The organism is Amycolatopsis sp. AA4, from assembly GCF_002796545.1.
GTDB lineage: Bacteria > Actinomycetota > Actinomycetes > Mycobacteriales > Pseudonocardiaceae > Amycolatopsis.
The window spans coordinates 7716706-7731593 of the sequence record NZ_CP024894.1 but is presented as its reverse complement, the minus strand read 5'-3'; the positions used below and the strand labels follow the sequence as shown (position 1 = coordinate 7731593).

Genomic DNA, 14888 nt, shown 5'->3' with positions numbered 1-14888 from the left:
CATGCCGTCAGTTTCGCGCACTCCGGAAGTAGCGGGCGCGAAGGAACGGGCGGAAGTCGTCGTCCGAGCCGAGGCGGACGTCGATTTCGTGGGTGAGGACGTCTCCCTGCGGGGTGATTCGATGCGCCGCGACGCCGCGTTCGGTGTGCTTTTCGAGGTGCAGCGTGCCGTCGCGCCAGCCGCCGCGGGCCGGTAGATCGGGCGGAAAACCGTAGCTGTCGAAGCCGAACCACAGCGTGTCGCCGGTGGCCGGGTCGACGGTGAAGACGTGGTGCCCCAGCATTCGCGTGCCGTCTTCGCGGGTTTGGACGTAGTCCGCCAGCACCGCGAATCCGTCGAGCGCGCGGCGGTAACTGCAGGTGGCCGTGGCGCTGGACGCGGGCGCCCAGGGCGCGGCGGCGAGGTCTTCGGTGCCGGACCAATCTCCGACGAGTGCGGTCAGTGCCTCGTGCGCGGCGCCGACGACGGGCAATTCCATCGGGTCCCCCTTGATTTCGACAGGTACCTGTCGAGATGGAAGACTAGCACGCATGCCGTCGAGGACGCCCCGAGCAGAACGCCTTACCCAGCTCGTCAACGAGGTCTTCGTGGCCAACGGCGCGCTGCTGGCCGCCGGTGACGCGCTCACCGCGGAAGCGGGGCTGACCGCCGCGCAATGGCAGGTCCTCGGCTTCCTCGAAGACGGTCCGGCGACCGCGGCGGAGCTGGCCCGGCGGCGGGGGCTGCGACGGCAGAGCGTGCAGGAAACGGTGAACCGGCTGCTGCGGGACGGCATGCTCACCCGCGCGGACAATCCGGCGGACGCTCGGGCGCCGCTGTTGCAGCTGAGCGACCAGGCTCGGGTGGCGCTGCGGATTCTAGGCGCTAAGCAGGCGAAATGGGCGGATGCGGTCGCGTCGGACCTGTCGTCCGACGATGTCGAAACGACCCTGCGCACGCTTCGCGCCTTGCGCGATCTGGTCTGACGGTCCGCCTCCGGCTCCGGCATGTTCACGTCGCTCGCACTGTGGGTACTCGGATGCCGGGCGGCGACGCGGCCCGACCGGGTGAGCGTCCCGAGGGAAATGTCTACACAACATTGACGTTCGTTGAGATCATGTAGACAATCGAGGACGTGACCACCACCACACCTGTCACGTTCGAGCGGCATCCGGACACCTACCGGCACTGGCGGCTGACGGTCGACGGCGAGGTCGCCTGGCTCGAGATGGACGTCGACGAACAGGGCGGCCTCGTGCCGGGGTACGAGCTGAAGCTCAACTCGTACGACCTTGGCGTCGACATCGAGTTCTACGACGCCACGCAGCGGCTGCGCTTCGAGTATCCGCAGGTCCGCGCGGTGATCGTGACGAGCGCCAAGGACAAGGTGTTCTGCGCCGGGGCCAACATCCGGATGCTCGCCGCGTCGCCGCACGAGTGGAAGGTGAACTTCTGCAAGTTCACCAACGAGACCCGCAACGGCATCGAAGACGCCACCGAGTTCTCCGGTCAGACCTATCTCGCGGCGGTGAACGGCAGCTGCGCCGGCGGCGGCTACGAAATCGCGCTGGCCTGCGACAAGATCCTGCTGGTCGACGACAACTCGTCCACCGTCGCGTTGCCCGAGGTGCCGCTGCTCGGCGTGCTGCCCGGCACCGGCGGGCTGACCCGGGTGGTCGACAAACGACGGGTCCGGCGGGATCTCGCGGACGTGTTCGCCACGCGGCCGGACGGCGTCAAGGGCCGGACCGCGGTCGACTGGCGGCTGGTGGACGAACTGGTGCCGCGCGTCGGGTTCCGCGAGAAGGTGCTGTCGCGGGCGCACGAACTGGCCGCCGAATCCGACCGGTTGCCCGCCGAGCAGGGGATCGAGCTGGCCCCGCTGGAGCCGACGGTGACCGACGACGGGATCGAGTACCGGCACGTGCGTGTCGCGTATGACCGGCCGAACTCGCTGGTCACGCTCACTGTGCTCGGCCCGTCCGGGGAACCGCAGCTCGACGGCTGGCTGCTGCGGCTGACTCGCGAACTGGACGACGCGATCCTGCGCCTGCGCACGAACGAACCGGAACTCGGCACCTGGGTGTTGCGCACCGAGGGCGATCCGGAGCAGGTGCTCGCGCACGAGGAGGTCGTGCTCAGCGGGAAAGACTGGCTGAGCAACGAAATCCTGCACTACTACAAGCGCACGCTGAAGCGGCTGGACGTCACCAGCCGCACCTTGATCGCGCTGATCGAACCGGGCAGCTGCTTCGCGGGGAGCCTGCTTGAGCTGGCCTTCGCGGCGGACCGGCAGTACCTGCTGGACGGGCCGCCGATCGACGACGAAGACTCGCCGGAACGCGCGACGATCACGTTGTCGGAAGCCAATTTCGGCGTCTTCCCGATGGGCAACGGACTGTCCCGGCTGGAATCGCGGTTCTACGGTGACGACGACCATCTGACCTGGCTGGCCCGCGAACGCGACCGTCCGCTGAGCGCCGCGGAAGCCGTCGAACTGGGCCTGGTCACCGACGCCCCGGACGACCTCGACTGGGAGGACGAGATCCGGATCGCGCTGGAAGGCCGGGCGTCGCTGTCGCCGGACGCGCTGACCGGGATGGAGGCGAACCACCGGTTCGTCGGCCCGGAAACGATCGAAACCAAGATCTTCGGGCGGCTGACCGCCTGGCAGAACTGGATCTTCACCCGACCGAACGCCTCCGGTCCCGACGGCGCGCTGCGTCGTTACGGCACCGGCCAGAAGGCGGTCTTCGACAGGAAGCGGGTCTGAACCGATGCCCGAAAAGATCGACTACGACGCCAAAATCCCGAACAACGTCCAGCTCGCCGACGACCGCAGGCTGCAGCGCGCGCTGGAGGGCTGGCAGCCGAAGTTCATGAACTGGTGGGGCGAGATGGGTCCCACGCTGGAGACCGAGGGCGTCTACCTGCGCACCGCGGTGAGTGTCGGGCGCGACGGCTGGGCGCATTTCGACCACGTCAACGTGCCGGACTACCGCTGGGGCATCTTCCTCGCCGAACGGGAACCGGACCGGCGGATCGCGTTCGGCGAGCACGCCGGCGAACCGGTGTGGCAGCAGGTGCCCGGCGAATACCGCGCTGACCTGCAGCGGCTGATCGTGATCCAGGGCGACACCGAACCGGCGTCGGTCGAACAGCAGCGGTTGCTCGGGCTCACCGCGCCGTCGCTGTACGACCTGCGCAATCTCTTCCAGGTGAATGTGGAGGAGGGGCGGCACCTGTGGGCGATGGTGTACCTGCTCCACGCGTACTTCGGCCGCGAAGGCCGGGACGAGGCCGAGGGCTTGCTGCTGCGCAACTCCGGCAGTCCGGACGCGCCGCGCATCCTCGGCGCGTTCAACGAGGAAACGGCCGACTGGCTCGCGTTCTACATGTTCACGTACTTCACCGACCGCGATGGGAAATACCAGCTCGGCACGTTGAAGGAAAGCTCGTTCGACCCGCTGTCGCGCACCTGCGAGTTCATGCTCAAGGAGGAGGCGCACCACATGATGGTGGGCACCACCGGCGTCGACCGGGTGGTGCAGCGCAGCGCCGAACTCATCCGCGAGCACGACACGTACGACATCGCGTCGCACGGCGGGATCCCGCTCGACGTGATCCAGCGGTACCTGAACTTCCACTACACCGTGTCGCTCGACCTGTTCGGCAGTGAAACGTCGACCAACGCGGCGAACTACTACACCGCGGGGCTCAAGGGCCGCTGGCAGGAGACGCGGCGCAAGGACGACCACAAGCTCACCGAGGACAGCCGCGTGCTGGAACGCCCGCGCGACGACGGGACCTGGACGTCCGAGGAAATGCAGGCCATCCTGCTGCTGAATCTCGACCTGCGCGGCGAGTACACCGCGGACTGCCAGACCGGGGTCAACCGGTGGAACAAGATCCTCGCCGACGCGGGCATCGACTTCCGGTTCGCGTTGCCGCACCCTGGTTTCAACCGCGAGGTGGGCATAAACTCCGGCCACCACGTCACTCCGGACGGCAGCATCGTGGACGAGGCGACGTGGGAGGCAGCGCGGCACAAATGGCTCCCGACGGCCGAGGACCTGACGTTCGTCCGGTCGCTCATGCACCCGGTGTACGAGCGCGGGAAGATCGCCAGCTGGGTCGCGCCGCCGAGGCAGGGCATCAACGGAAAACCTTTCGACTACGAGTACGTGTACCTCACCTGAGGGGGCACCGATGACGGTTCCCGCGAACTTCAACGCCGCGGAGTACCTGCTCGGCCGCGGCCGTCCGGACGCGCTCGCGGTCGTCTCGCCGCGGCGCACGCTCAGCTACGGCGAACTCGTCGCGGAGACCCACCGGGTCGCGTCCGGACTGCGCGCGCTCGGCGTGCGTCCGGAGGAGCGGGTCATGTTCTGCATGGTCGACGACGTCGAACTGCTGAGCGGGATCCTCGGCGCGATGCTCATCGGCGCGGTCGCGGTGCCGGTGTCCACTATGGTCACCGGGTTGGAGCTGGGGCAGGTGCTCGCCGATTCGCGGGCGCGGGTGCTGTGCGTGTCCGGGGAGTTTTCCGCGCAGGCGGCGGGCGCGCTGACCGGTGCGCCCGAGGTGACCGACGTGGTGCTCGACCGGGCGGACCCGGCGGAATTCCCGGCTGGCGTGCGGACGCATCGGTGGCCGTTGACCCCGGCGGACGATGTCGTGGCCTCGCCGACTTGGGAGGATTCGCCCGCACTGTGGCTGTACACGTCGGGCACGACGGGTAAGCCGAAGGGCGCGATGCACCGGCACGGGAGCATCCGCGCGGTGTGCTCGACTTACGCTTCGCAGGTGCTGGGAGTGTCCTCTTCGGACCGGTTCTTGTCGGTGCCGAAGTTGTTCTTTGCTTACGGGCTAGGCAATTCGGCGTTCTTCCCGCTCTCTTGTGGAGGGACGACACTGCTGGAACCGGCGCGTCCGACGCCGGCGCTCATCGCCGCGCGGGCGCGGGCGGACCGGCCGACCCTGTTCTTCGGGGTGCCGACGTTCTACGCGGCGCTGCTGGCCAGTGACGTGCCGGATGATTCGTTTTCCTCGGTGCGGTATGCGGTTTCGGCTGGGGAGCCGTTGCCGTCGGCGTTGTACAAGCGGTTCCGGGATCGGTTCGGCGTGGAAATCCTGGACGGGATCGGGTCGACCGAGGCGTTGCACATTTTCCTGTCCAACCAGCCGGGCGCGGTGCGGCCGGGCAGCACCGGGGTCGCGGTGCCGGGGTACTCCGTCGAAATCCGGGACGAGCAGGGCGCGGTCATTTCGGAAGCGGGACGGCCGGGCGAGCTTTTTGTGTCCGGTCCGTCCATCGCGACCGGGTACTGGGCGCGATACGAGACTACGAAACAGGTTTTCCAAGGGCAGTGGCTGCGGACCGGGGACAGTTACGTGCGCAACTCGGACGGCACCTACACGTGTCTCGGCCGGTTCGGCGACATGCTGAAGGCGGGCGGGATTTGGGTGTCTCCGTCCGAAGTGGAGGAACGGCTGCTGCAGCATCCGGCCGTTGCCGAGGTGGCGGTCGTCGCCGCGCCGGACGAGGACGGATTGGACAAACCGGTGGCGTGCGTGGTCGCCGCGCCTTCGGCCACTGTGGACGCTGGGGAGCTGATCGAGTTTTGCCGGGAGGGGTTGGCCGCGTTCAAACGGCCGCGCGGCGTGGTGGAGATGGCCGAGCTGCCGAAAACCGCGACCGGGAAGATCCGGCGGAACGTGATCCGCGAAATGGTGCGCGAGTCGCTGCTCGTGCCGCAGCCGCAATCGTGATCGACTGGCCGGCATGATCGACGAACGGTTCGTGGTGGACGCCCACGTGCACACCCCGCGGCTGCCCACTCTCAAGCCCGCATGGCTGGACTGGGCGCGAGACTTCGCCGGTGACTACCCGTGGCGCACGGTGTACGACGAGGACGGCACGGTGCTCCCGGCTGCGCTGGACGACCTCATGGCGAGCGAGGGTGTCGACCGGGTGCTGTTGTTTTGTGAATACAGTCCTCGGGCGACTGGTATCCAGGCGATTGAAGACAATCTGCCGTTGGTCGCATACAACCCGGAGCGGTTCCGCCTGGTCGCCAACGTGAACCCGCATCTGCACCATCCGCTGGTCGACGAGGTGGAACGACAGCTCGCGCTGGGTGCGGTCGCGTTGAAGCTCCACCCGGTGCACGGCGCGTTTTCCCCGGCGGACAAGGAGTTGTACCCCGTTTACGCGTTGTGCGCTGAACGCGGAGTGCCGGTGATCCTCCACTCTGGACTGTCGGTGTTCCCGGGATCCCGTGCCAGCTATGGGGATCCTTCGCTGCTGTCCGATGTGGTCGAAGACTTCCCGTCGGTGAACTTCGTGTTCGCGCACGGCGGCCGGGGCTGGTGGTACGACGTGGCGGCGTTCATGGCCCAGTCGAGGCCGAACGTGTGGCTCGACCTCGCCGGGCTGCCGCCGAAGAAACTGCCGGAGTATTACGCGCGCTTCGATCTCGTGCGGTTGGCCCGGAAATGGATCTTCGGCACGGATTGGCCTGGGGTGCCGGGAACTGCCGTGAATGTCCGCGCGGTCGCCGATTTGGGCTTGCCCGCGGACGTCCTGGACGGCGTCCTGTCCGGCAACGCGTTACGCCTGATGCCGAGCCTGCGCTGAGCTTTACTTTCGCCAGAACAAGTGGTGCACCACTCCGCTGGGACTGGGAATCTTCTCCAGGTGGTAGCGGTCGGTCAGCTCGTCCGGGCTTTTCCAAAGCCGTTCCCCGTCCCCGAGTTCGACCGGCGCGACCGCGATGTGCAGCGTGTCGATGAGACCGGCTTCGAGGAATTGCCGCACTGTGGTGACGCCGCCGCCGATACGCACATCCTTGTCGCCCGCGGCCTTCTTCGCCTGCGCGAGCGCTTCCGCCGGCGTCGTGTTGAGGAAGTGGAAAGTGGTCTGCCCCAAGGTGATCGAGGGCCGTTCGTGGTGGGTGAGGACGAAGACCGGGGTGCGGAACGGGGGTTCGTCGCCCCACCACCCTTGCCAGTCGTAGTTCTCCCACGGTCCGCGGTGCGGGCCGAATTTATTGCGTCCCATGATTTCCGCGCCGACGTCGCCGCGGTGCATGTCGCGGGTGAAGTAGTCGTCGAGCCCTCGTGTGCCGCCTGGCTCGCCGCGCATCGGCCAGCTGGCGGTGACCCCGGCCCACGCGAAGAGCGGCCCCGGGTCGGGATGGCCGAACGGCTGCTCGAAGCTCTGGTCTGGACCGGAGCCGTAGCCGTCGGCGGAAGCGTTGAAGCACTGGACGCGCACCAGCATCGAGACCCCCGCTTGTCTTTTGAAAGCACTATGCCGGAGGCGGTGGTAAAGTGCAAGTGGTCGGAGGAGGTAAACGATGCCGGACGGTCCGCGCTCGGGGTGCCCGATCAACGCCGCGATCGAGGTCGTCGGCGACCGCTGGAGCCTGCTGGTCCTGCGCGACGTGATGTTCGGCGACCGGCGGCATTTCCGGCAATTGCAGTCGCAGTCGGAAGAAGGGATCGCGTCGAATATCCTCGCCGATCGATTGCGCACTCTGACTGAAGCGGGATTGCTCACGCGCGATTCCGCCGGCCGCGGACAGCGGGCGACTTACAGTTTGACCGAAGCGGCTATCCAGCTGGTGCCGGTTTTGGTGCAGCTGGGGAGCTGGGGTTTGCGGCATCGGCCGACGACGCCGGAATTGCGTGTGCGGGCTGAGCTGCTCGAGGCCGGTGGGCCGCCGCTGTGGGAAGAATTCATGGCGGAGCTTCGGGAACGGCATCTGGGGATTCCCCGTCCGGGCGGGGATGGGCCAACCGCCACGGAACGCTTGGCGGCGGCTTATGCGGAAGCTGTTGCGCGGGGTTGATGCGGCGGCTTTCGCTCGCGGTTTCGCGGATGGGGGCTGGCGCGGATGGCTGGCGCGGATGGCTGGCGCGGATGGCTGGCGCGGATGGCTGGCGCGGATGGCTGGCGCGGATGGCTGGCGCGGATGGCTGGCGCGGATGGCTGGCGCGGATGGCTGGCGCGGATGGCTGGCGCGGATGGCTGGCGCGGATGGCTGGCGCGGATGGCAATGTGCCTCGTTGCCTCGTTGCCTCGTTGCCTCGTTGCCTCGTTGCCTCGTTGCCTCGGGTCGGTTTGTCGACCTGTTGACTTGGCTCCCGCGTGCCTTCCTCGGCCGACCGAGGCGCTCGCCCAGCCCTGGATACATCCGGCCGAAGTTGATCACACGATTCGGCGTTGACCCTGCTGAAACGGATCCGCCGAGGCGCCCGTCCCGTCAGCATTCCCGACCGAGGAAGGGAGCCGGGAATGCGGGACGAAGACGAAGTGCGCCGTTTGTCGACGAAAATGAACCGGGTCGTCGGCGCGAACCCGAGCTTTCGCGCCGACGCGGACGACGCTTGCCAGACGGCCTGGGTCGAATTTCTCAGCGGTAAGCCGACCCTGCGAGATTCGAACAACGTGGCCGGTTGGCTGACGACCGTCGCGAGAAGGCACGCGCTCCGAGCAGTCGAAAAACGTGCACGGGTGAAGCTGGTCGATGACTCGCAATTGGACACGCACGACCTGGTCGCCTCGCCCGAGGACGAGACCGTGGCCGGTGAACTGGCCGCCGCACTGTGGCGCGCGGTGGAGAAGTTCCCGGAACGGCACCGCCGGATGATGTTTCTGCTCGCGTACTACCCGGAACTCCGGCACGACCAGCTGGCCGCTGAACTGGGAATCTCGCCGTCGAGCGTGAGCCGAATCCGACACCGCTGCTTGACCGCCCTCCGCCGACGGCTGGAGTCAGAAGGCTTCAGTTATCCATGACCGACTCGCCGCCATGGCCGGGCACCACGCCGTGTCGCCAGACCGCCGGGTTCCGCCAACCGCCAGTCACCCAACTCCGGCCGCCCAACCGCCAGTCACCAGCCGCGAGTCACTCAACCGTCAGTCACCAGCCGTGAGCCGCCCAATTGCAGATCGCCCGGTCCAGCACCCGCCGATGCCCCGTCAACCGACCCTGATGACCCTGTTGACCTGCGTTTTCCTGCCTGTCCACAACTTCCTTCGCCTGTGGGCACCCAGGCCTGAACGCACTGGCCGGTCGGTCCGCGCCGATAGACTGGGCTGGGGCAGCCCCCCCAGGGAAGGGCGGGGCTGTGTCGGCGGGGCTGTGTCGGCGGGGGCTGTGTCGGCGGGGGCTGTGTCGGCGGGGGCTGTGTCGGCGGGGGCTGTGTCGGCGGGGGCTGTGTCGGCGGGGGCTGTGTCGGCGGGGGCTGTGTCGGCGGGGGCTGTGTCGGCGGGGGCTGTGTCGGCGGGGGCTGTGTCGGCGGGGGCTGTGTCGGCGGGGGCTGTGTCGGCGGGGGCTGTGTCGGCGGGGGCTGTGTCGGCGGGGGCTGTGTCGGCGGGGGCTGTGTCGGCGGGGGCTGTGTCGGCGGGGGCTGTGTCGGCGGGGGCTGTGTCGGCGGGGGCTGTGTCGGCGGGGGCTGTGTCGGCGGGGGCTGTGTCGGCGGGGGCTGTGTCGGCGGGGGCTGTGTCGGCGGGGGCTGTGTCGGCGGGGGCTGTGTCGGCGGGGGCTGTGTCGGCGGGGGCTGTGTCGGCGGGGGCTGTGTCGGCGGGGAGCAGCCGAAAGCTAGCCGCCTGAAAGCCCCTCCGGAAAGCCCCGTCGGAAAGTCCCGCCGGAAAGTGCGCCGCCCGAAAGGCCCGCCGGAAAGCGCGCCGCCCGAAAAGCTCGCAATCCGAGGGGCGGCCGGGAAACCCGCCAGAAAGTCTCGCCATCCCGAGAGACACATCGCCGGAAAGCGCCGCAGCCCGGAAGCAACCGCCAGGAATCTAGTCGTTCAGAAAAGCCAGGCCGTACATCCGCGAAATCACCCGTTCACCGACCGAAGCGTGCGCATAGCCTCCGCCAACCCCGCAGCATCCGGCCCCAAAGGCGTAAGCACGATCCGCCGCAGGATCTCCGCGCACGCGGCTCTCGCCTTGATCGCTACCTCCAGCCCATGTTCCGTCAGGGCGGCGAACGTCACCCGGCGGTCTTCGGGGCTCGGGATCCGGCAGATCAAATCCGCGGCGACCAGGCGGTCCGCCACCTTGGTGAAGCCTCCGCTCGACAGGGCGGCTTCGGTCGCGAGGCGGGTCATCGGCATGCGGTGGTCGGGCGAACGGACCAGGCGCAGCAGGATGTCGAACGACGCGGGGGCCAGGCCGAAGCGGTCGGCGATTTCTCCCATCAGCGCGTTCTGCGTGGCCAGATAGCCTTCGATCACGAGGCCCCACCACGTCACGATCTCGTCGTCGTCCGTTTGCGGATCCGGGGTCATCTGCCGGAGTCTACCCGGATTACCTCTTGCCTGCGAGAATTTACCTGGGCAATGAAACCTCCCATGAACCAGCGCATCAGGAGTAACCGCCAAGGCTAGGGTCGAAGGCATGACCGACCTCACGCGCGCGCAAGACCTGCTCGCCTCCACAATCCTCGCCGACGGACACAACGACCTGCCTTGGGCACTTCGCGACCTGGCCGGTCCGAACCCGGTCGAGGCGGTGGCGGGCGTGGACCTCACGGTGTCCCAGCCGACGCTGCACACCGACTTTCCCAAACTCGCCGAAGGCAAACTGGGTCTGCAGTTCTGGTCGGTCTACGTCCCGTGCGAGTTCAAGGGCGACAGCGCGGTCACCGCGGTACTGGAACAGATCGAGGTGGTTTACCAGCTGGCCGAGCGCTACCCCGATCGGCTGCGGCTGGTGACCACAGCGGACGAGGCCGAGGCGGCGTTCGCGGACGGGCGGATCGCGTCGTTGCTCGGGGCCGAAGGCGGGCACAGCATCGCGGAATCCCTTGGCGTGCTGAGGATTCTGCGCCGGCTCGGCGTCCGGTACATGACGCTGACCCACAATTTCAACACGACCTGGGCGGACTCCGGCACCGACAAACCCGAGCACGACGGGCTCACCGAATTCGGCCGCGAGGTCGTGCGCGAGATGAACCGGATCGGCATGCTGGTCGACCTTTCGCACGTCGCGCCGAGCACTATGCGGGCCGCGATCGAGGTTTCCAGTGCGCCGGTGATCTTCAGTCACTCGTCGTGCCGTGCGGTCAACGATCATCCGCGCAATATCCCGGACGACGTGCTCGCCCAGCTGCCCGGCAACGGCGGCGTCGCGATGATCACCTTCGTGCCCGCCTTCATCTCCGCCTCCGTGACCGAGTGGGACAACCAGCTCGAGGCGGCGATGACGGCGGCCGGGAAGGAGTTTCTCAACCTCGGCGAGCGCGATCGGTTCGCCAAGACCTGGGACGCGCCGCCCAAGCCGAAGGCGACGATCGAAGACGTCGTCGCGCACATCGAGCACGCGCGCGAGGTCGCCGGGATCGACCACATCGGGCTCGGCGGCGACTACGACGGCGTCGGTGCCTTGCCGGAAGGTCTCGAGGACGTGTCGAAATACCCGGTGCTCATCGCCGCGCTGATGGAGCGCGGCTGGAGCGACGAGGACTGCGCGAAACTCGCCGGCCGCAACACGCTGCGGGTGCTGCGCGAGGTCGACGCGAAGCTCTGAATTAGCGCATCACGTCGAGTGGGCGGACAATCACGATATGTCCCACGCGCGAAACGACGGTCTCGACGCGACCGCGAAATCGGAAATTCCCGAGGCGCCGGGCACTGAGGTGCCCGGCGCACTCGACCACGCCGCCCCGGGCACCGCACCGGGAGCCGAACCCGGACCGCGGCCGTCCGCCGCGAAGCCCGCCGGCCGCACGGGCAAGGTCAAGCCCACGCGGATCAGCGGGACCTGGATCGCCGTGATCGTGGCGATCGTCGTGCTGGCGTTCCTGCTGGTGTTCATCCTGCAGAACCTGGACACGGCGACCGTCCACTTCCTCGGCGCTTCCGGCAGCCTGCCGCTCGCGGTGGCGATGCTGTTCTCCGCCATCGCGGGAGCGGCGCTGGTCGCGCTGATCGGCGGCGCCCGCATCCTCCAGCTGCGGAAACAGGCCCGCCGACGACGCTGACCGGAAGCTTCAACCAGCCCGCAGGCTCAGCAGGATCTCGCACACCGCGGGATCCCCGCTGACCTGCACTCGCGCGCCCGCGTCCGGCAACGCGCCGCTGCACCATCGCCAGAACGTGTCCGCGTCGGTCGACAGAGACGCGAGCGGAGACCGCGACGTAGCCGCGCCCCGGTCGATCGCCCACCCTGCCCCCGTAGCGCGAAGCGTCCACCGTCCGGCCCCCTCGACCGAGCACGCCACCTGACGTCCGGCCCGCGCGGTCACCGGCCGCAACGTCTGCGGCAGCGAGCGCAGGAACGTGTCCACCACCGGCGTCCGGAACTCCGGCTCGTCCAGCAACGGAGCTGCCACCGCCTCCCGGATCTGCTGCTGGAGCACCCACTGTTCCGAGTAGTCCCGAGCGACCGTCAGCCACAACGGCATCCCGGCCGGTTCGTCCAGGTCGCGGTGCTTCCACAGTTCGGTCAGCTGGGTCGTGCTGTCCACGAGCATCGCGAACAGCACCTCCGGCGACAGCTGCCGACAGGCCGATACCCAAGACGTCCCGTCCGCGAAGTGGCCGTCCCGGTCGCGGGAGAGCCGCCGGAGCTTCCGGCCCAGGATGTCCGCGGTCAGGTCGTGCACCGTCCATTCGCCCAACGCGGGCAGGGTCCACTCCGGGGTCCGGAGGTCGGAGAGAACTCCGATCAGCGCCTGTTCCTCGCGCACGAGCAGCGGCAGCACGTCGATCGGCGGTCCCCACGGCGCGGTCATGCGCGTCATCCAACACCCACCGGCCGGGCATCACAGGGCTATTCGGCCTACTCGCAGGTAGCATCAGCGCGAACAGTGAGGGGAGCAGCCCGTGGACTACCAGCGACCGAACGGCCGGGGCACCGCCGAGGACGTGGCCAACCTGGCCCGCCGGGCAGGCCAGCTCGCCGGATGGGCGGCGCGCACCGGCTTCGACCTGACCCGCAAACTCCCCGGGATCGACACCGCCGAACGTGGCCTCAAGCAGGTCGAACGCGGGCTGCTGAGCGAACTGCGCCGCCGCCTCGACGAGGTCGACGATCCCTATCACGCGGCGCTGACCGCGGCGTCCGCGATGAACCGCCCCGACCTCGGCAGCCGTGCCGTCGAGACGACCGTGACGCTGGTGCCTGCTCGCGACCACGTCGAACCGTTGCGCGCGGCGATGGCCGAACTGCTCAACCACTCGATCGGCTTTGGCCGCGAGCGTGCCCGCGAGTACCTGTACGCGATCATTCTCCGCCAGCTCACCCCCGACGAGGCGCGCATCCTCTCCGCGCTGTCGGACGGCTCTCCGTTCCCTGCGGTCGACGTCGCCGAGCGCACCGCCATCGGCGGCACCGGCCGGATCCTGCTGCGCAACGCCTCGACGGTCGGCAAGGCGGCCGGGGTGTCGCTGCCGGACCAGGTGCCCGGCTACGTGACCCGGCTGATCGGCCTTGGCCTGGTCGAACTGGACGAGGAGGTGCCCTCGCTCGAGACGCAGTACGAGATCCTGCTGACCGACGAATCGGTCCGCGAGGTGGAGAAGCAGGCGAAGCGGATCAAGATCATCCGCCGCACGATCCACGTCTCGCGGCTCGGCGCGCAGTTCTGGCAGGCCTGCGACCCGAGCCTCGGCTGACCTCGATGGGCGGGTTCGTCTCGGGCATCCTCGACGACTTCGTCCGGCACTGGCCGCTGTATGTCTCCATCCCGATCGTCGCCGCGCTGATCGGGTACGGCACGAAGCTGGTCGCGATCCGGATGATGTTTCAGCCGGTCGAGTTCATCGGCGTCAAACCCTTCCTGGGCTGGCAGGGCATCGTCCCCAAACGCGCCGCGCGGATGGCGAGCATCGCGTGCGACACGATGACCGAGCAGCTGATCAAACCGGCCGAGGTCGTCGCCCGCCTCGACGCGGACCGGATCGCCAAGGAGATCGAGAAACCGCTGCTCGCCGCGGTCGAGGACATCGTGCGCGAGGTGGCCGGGCACTATCAGCCGGGCCTGTGGGAATCGCTGCCGGTCGGCGTGCAGCGGCTGGTGATCCAGCGCGTGCAGGCCGAATCGCCGCACATGGTCAAGGCCGTGCTCGAACTCATCCAGTCCGATGTGGACAGTGTGTTCGACCTCAAGGGCATGGTGGTGACCAGCCTCGTCAAGGACAAACGGCTGCTCAACCGGATCTTTCAGGAGGCGGGCGCGGAGGAGTTCAAGTTCATCGCGCGCTCCGGCCTGGTGTTCGGCGGCCTGATCGGCGTGATCCAGATGGTCGCGTGGGTGCTGTTCAAATTCCCGCCGATCATGCCGCTCTTCGGTCTCTTCACCGGATGGTTCACCGACTGGCTCGCGCTGCGGATGATTTTCTACCCGCTGGAGCCGAAGAAATACTTCGGCGTCACCTGGCAGGGCCTGTTCCTCAAGCGGCGCGCGGAGGTCGCCGAGGCCTACGGCGAGCTGATCGCGAAAGAAATCATCACACCGCACAACGTCATCGAGGCAGTGCTGCGCGGCCCGCTTTCCGACCGCGTGCTGGCACTCATCCAGCGGCAGCTCGACCGCGAGCTGGGCCGGGCGGCGACCGTCGCGAAACCGTTGCTGGTCTTCGCCATCGGCAGCCGCCGCTACCAGGACATGAAGCTCGCCATCTCCGAGCAGATCATGACCCGGCTGCCGGACACGATGCGGTATATCGAGGATTACGCTACGGACGCGATGGACATCCGGAACGTCCTGGTCGGCAAGATGAAGGAATTGTCGCCCGAGGAGTTCGAGCAGCTGCTGCGCCCGGCTTTCCAGCAGGACGAATGGATTCTCATCGCGACCGGCGCGGTGCTCGGATTCGCGGTCGGCGAGGCGCAGGTACTGGTGCTGGAGCACCTCGCCGCTTGACAGCTCCCCCTTGTGGAAGCGCGGGCC

At 68.1% G+C, this 14888-nt stretch carries 15 protein-coding genes; 11 read left to right on the top strand and 4 right to left on the bottom strand.

Annotated elements, in window-relative coordinates:
* Window positions 1-7 precede the first annotated feature (7 nt).
* Window positions 8-478, bottom strand: coding sequence for a DUF1579 family protein (locus tag CU254_RS35705; protein WP_009084116.1), 471 nt, complete (start codon window positions 476-478; stop codon window positions 8-10).
* A 52-nt stretch (window positions 479-530) separates the two neighbouring features.
* Between CU254_RS35705 and CU254_RS35700 the strand changes: the two genes are divergently transcribed.
* The 5 genes from CU254_RS35700 (at window position 531) to CU254_RS35680 (ending at window position 6619) form a co-directional block, all read left to right on the top strand.
* The gene (locus CU254_RS35700; protein WP_009084114.1) at window positions 531-965 is read left to right on the top strand and encodes a MarR family winged helix-turn-helix transcriptional regulator; all 435 of its coding nucleotides are present in this window, start codon (window positions 531-533) and stop codon (window positions 963-965) included.
* Between the two features lie 149 nt (window positions 966-1114).
* Complete coding sequence (gene boxC, locus CU254_RS35695; protein WP_009084112.1) at window positions 1115-2752, top strand: 2,3-epoxybenzoyl-CoA dihydrolase; 1638 nt, start codon at window positions 1115-1117, stop codon at window positions 2750-2752.
* 4 nt (window positions 2753-2756) lie between these two features.
* Entirely contained in the window at window positions 2757-4178 is a 1422-nt protein-coding gene (gene boxB, locus CU254_RS35690) for a benzoyl-CoA 2,3-epoxidase subunit BoxB (protein WP_009084110.1), read from the top strand.
* Window positions 4179-4188: 10 nt separating this feature from the next.
* Window positions 4189-5751, top strand: coding sequence for a benzoate-CoA ligase family protein (locus CU254_RS35685; protein WP_009084108.1), 1563 nt, complete (start codon window positions 4189-4191; stop codon window positions 5749-5751).
* 13 nt (window positions 5752-5764) lie between these two features.
* The gene (locus CU254_RS35680; RefSeq protein ID WP_037715889.1) at window positions 5765-6619 is read left to right on the top strand and encodes an amidohydrolase family protein; all 855 of its coding nucleotides are present in this window, start codon (window positions 5765-5767) and stop codon (window positions 6617-6619) included.
* Between the two features lie 3 nt (window positions 6620-6622).
* On the opposite strand, the gene CU254_RS35675 is transcribed toward CU254_RS35680, so the two are convergent.
* The gene (locus CU254_RS35675) at window positions 6623-7264 is read right to left on the bottom strand and encodes a dihydrofolate reductase family protein (protein WP_009084102.1); all 642 of its coding nucleotides are present in this window, start codon (window positions 7262-7264) and stop codon (window positions 6623-6625) included.
* Between the two features lie 76 nt (window positions 7265-7340).
* On the opposite strand from CU254_RS35675, the gene CU254_RS35670 reads away from it, so the two are divergent.
* Together CU254_RS35670 and CU254_RS35665 are read left to right on the top strand one after the other, a co-directional pair.
* Window positions 7341-7835 (top strand): helix-turn-helix domain-containing protein, encoded by a 495-nt coding sequence (locus CU254_RS35670; RefSeq protein ID WP_009084100.1) that lies wholly within the window; start codon window positions 7341-7343, stop codon window positions 7833-7835.
* 446 nt (window positions 7836-8281) lie between these two features.
* Window positions 8282-8785 (top strand): RNA polymerase sigma factor, encoded by a 504-nt coding sequence (locus CU254_RS35665; RefSeq protein ID WP_037715887.1) that lies wholly within the window; start codon window positions 8282-8284, stop codon window positions 8783-8785.
* A gap of 1043 nt (window positions 8786-9828) precedes the next feature.
* Here the strand turns inward: CU254_RS35665 and CU254_RS35660 are convergent.
* Window positions 9829-10281: a MarR family winged helix-turn-helix transcriptional regulator gene (locus CU254_RS35660; RefSeq protein WP_009084094.1), complete on the bottom strand. Its 453-nt coding sequence runs from the start codon at window positions 10279-10281 to the stop codon at window positions 9829-9831.
* Window positions 10282-10390: 109 nt separating this feature from the next.
* On the opposite strand from CU254_RS35660, the gene CU254_RS35655 reads away from it, so the two are divergent.
* Complete coding sequence (locus CU254_RS35655; protein WP_009084092.1) at window positions 10391-11521, top strand: dipeptidase; 1131 nt, start codon at window positions 10391-10393, stop codon at window positions 11519-11521.
* 37 nt (window positions 11522-11558) lie between these two features.
* The gene (locus CU254_RS35650; RefSeq protein WP_009084090.1) at window positions 11559-11975 is read left to right on the top strand and encodes a lipopolysaccharide assembly LapA domain-containing protein; all 417 of its coding nucleotides are present in this window, start codon (window positions 11559-11561) and stop codon (window positions 11973-11975) included.
* A 9-nt stretch (window positions 11976-11984) separates the two neighbouring features.
* Here CU254_RS35650 and CU254_RS35645 read toward each other — a convergent pair whose 3' ends face one another.
* Window positions 11985-12728 carry a hypothetical protein gene (locus CU254_RS35645; protein ID WP_037718531.1) on the bottom strand — a complete coding sequence of 248 codons (744 nt, stop codon included), beginning with the start codon at window positions 12726-12728 and terminating at the stop codon, window positions 11985-11987.
* Window positions 12729-12819: 91 nt separating this feature from the next.
* On the opposite strand from CU254_RS35645, the gene CU254_RS35640 reads away from it, so the two are divergent.
* Window positions 12820-13611, top strand: a complete 792-nt coding sequence (locus tag CU254_RS35640) for an Abi-alpha family protein (protein ID WP_037715884.1) — start codon at window positions 12820-12822, stop codon at window positions 13609-13611.
* A 5-nt stretch (window positions 13612-13616) separates the two neighbouring features.
* Window positions 13617-14861: a DUF445 domain-containing protein gene (locus CU254_RS35635; protein ID WP_009084084.1), complete on the top strand. Its 1245-nt coding sequence runs from the start codon at window positions 13617-13619 to the stop codon at window positions 14859-14861.
* Window positions 14862-14888 lie beyond the last annotated feature (27 nt).

Excerpts from the sequence above, each read along its gene's own strand:
- CU254_RS35645 (WP_037718531.1), bottom strand. The coding sequence starts at position 12,728 with ATGACCGCGCCGTGGGGACCGCCGATCGACGTGCTGCCGCTGCTCGTG.
- CU254_RS35685 (WP_009084108.1), top strand. The coding sequence starts at position 4,189 with ATGACGGTTCCCGCGAACTTCAACGCCGCGGAGTACCTGCTCGGCCGC.
- CU254_RS35670 (WP_009084100.1), top strand. The coding sequence starts at position 7,341 with ATGCCGGACGGTCCGCGCTCGGGGTGCCCGATCAACGCCGCGATCGAG.
- CU254_RS35665 (WP_037715887.1), top strand. The coding sequence starts at position 8,282 with ATGCGGGACGAAGACGAAGTGCGCCGTTTGTCGACGAAAATGAACCGG.
- boxB (WP_009084110.1), top strand. The coding sequence starts at position 2,757 with ATGCCCGAAAAGATCGACTACGACGCCAAAATCCCGAACAACGTCCAG.
- CU254_RS35680 (WP_037715889.1), top strand. The coding sequence starts at position 5,765 with ATGATCGACGAACGGTTCGTGGTGGACGCCCACGTGCACACCCCGCGG.
- CU254_RS35655 (WP_009084092.1), top strand. The coding sequence starts at position 10,391 with ATGACCGACCTCACGCGCGCGCAAGACCTGCTCGCCTCCACAATCCTC.
- CU254_RS35660 (WP_009084094.1), bottom strand. The coding sequence starts at position 10,281 with ATGACCCCGGATCCGCAAACGGACGACGACGAGATCGTGACGTGGTGG.
- CU254_RS35700 (WP_009084114.1), top strand. The coding sequence starts at position 531 with ATGCCGTCGAGGACGCCCCGAGCAGAACGCCTTACCCAGCTCGTCAAC.
- CU254_RS35650 (WP_009084090.1), top strand. The coding sequence starts at position 11,559 with ATGTCCCACGCGCGAAACGACGGTCTCGACGCGACCGCGAAATCGGAA.
- CU254_RS35635 (WP_009084084.1), top strand. The coding sequence starts at position 13,617 with ATGGGCGGGTTCGTCTCGGGCATCCTCGACGACTTCGTCCGGCACTGG.
- CU254_RS35675 (WP_009084102.1), bottom strand. The coding sequence starts at position 7,264 with ATGCTGGTGCGCGTCCAGTGCTTCAACGCTTCCGCCGACGGCTACGGC.
- CU254_RS35705 (WP_009084116.1), bottom strand. The coding sequence starts at position 478 with ATGGAATTGCCCGTCGTCGGCGCCGCGCACGAGGCACTGACCGCACTC.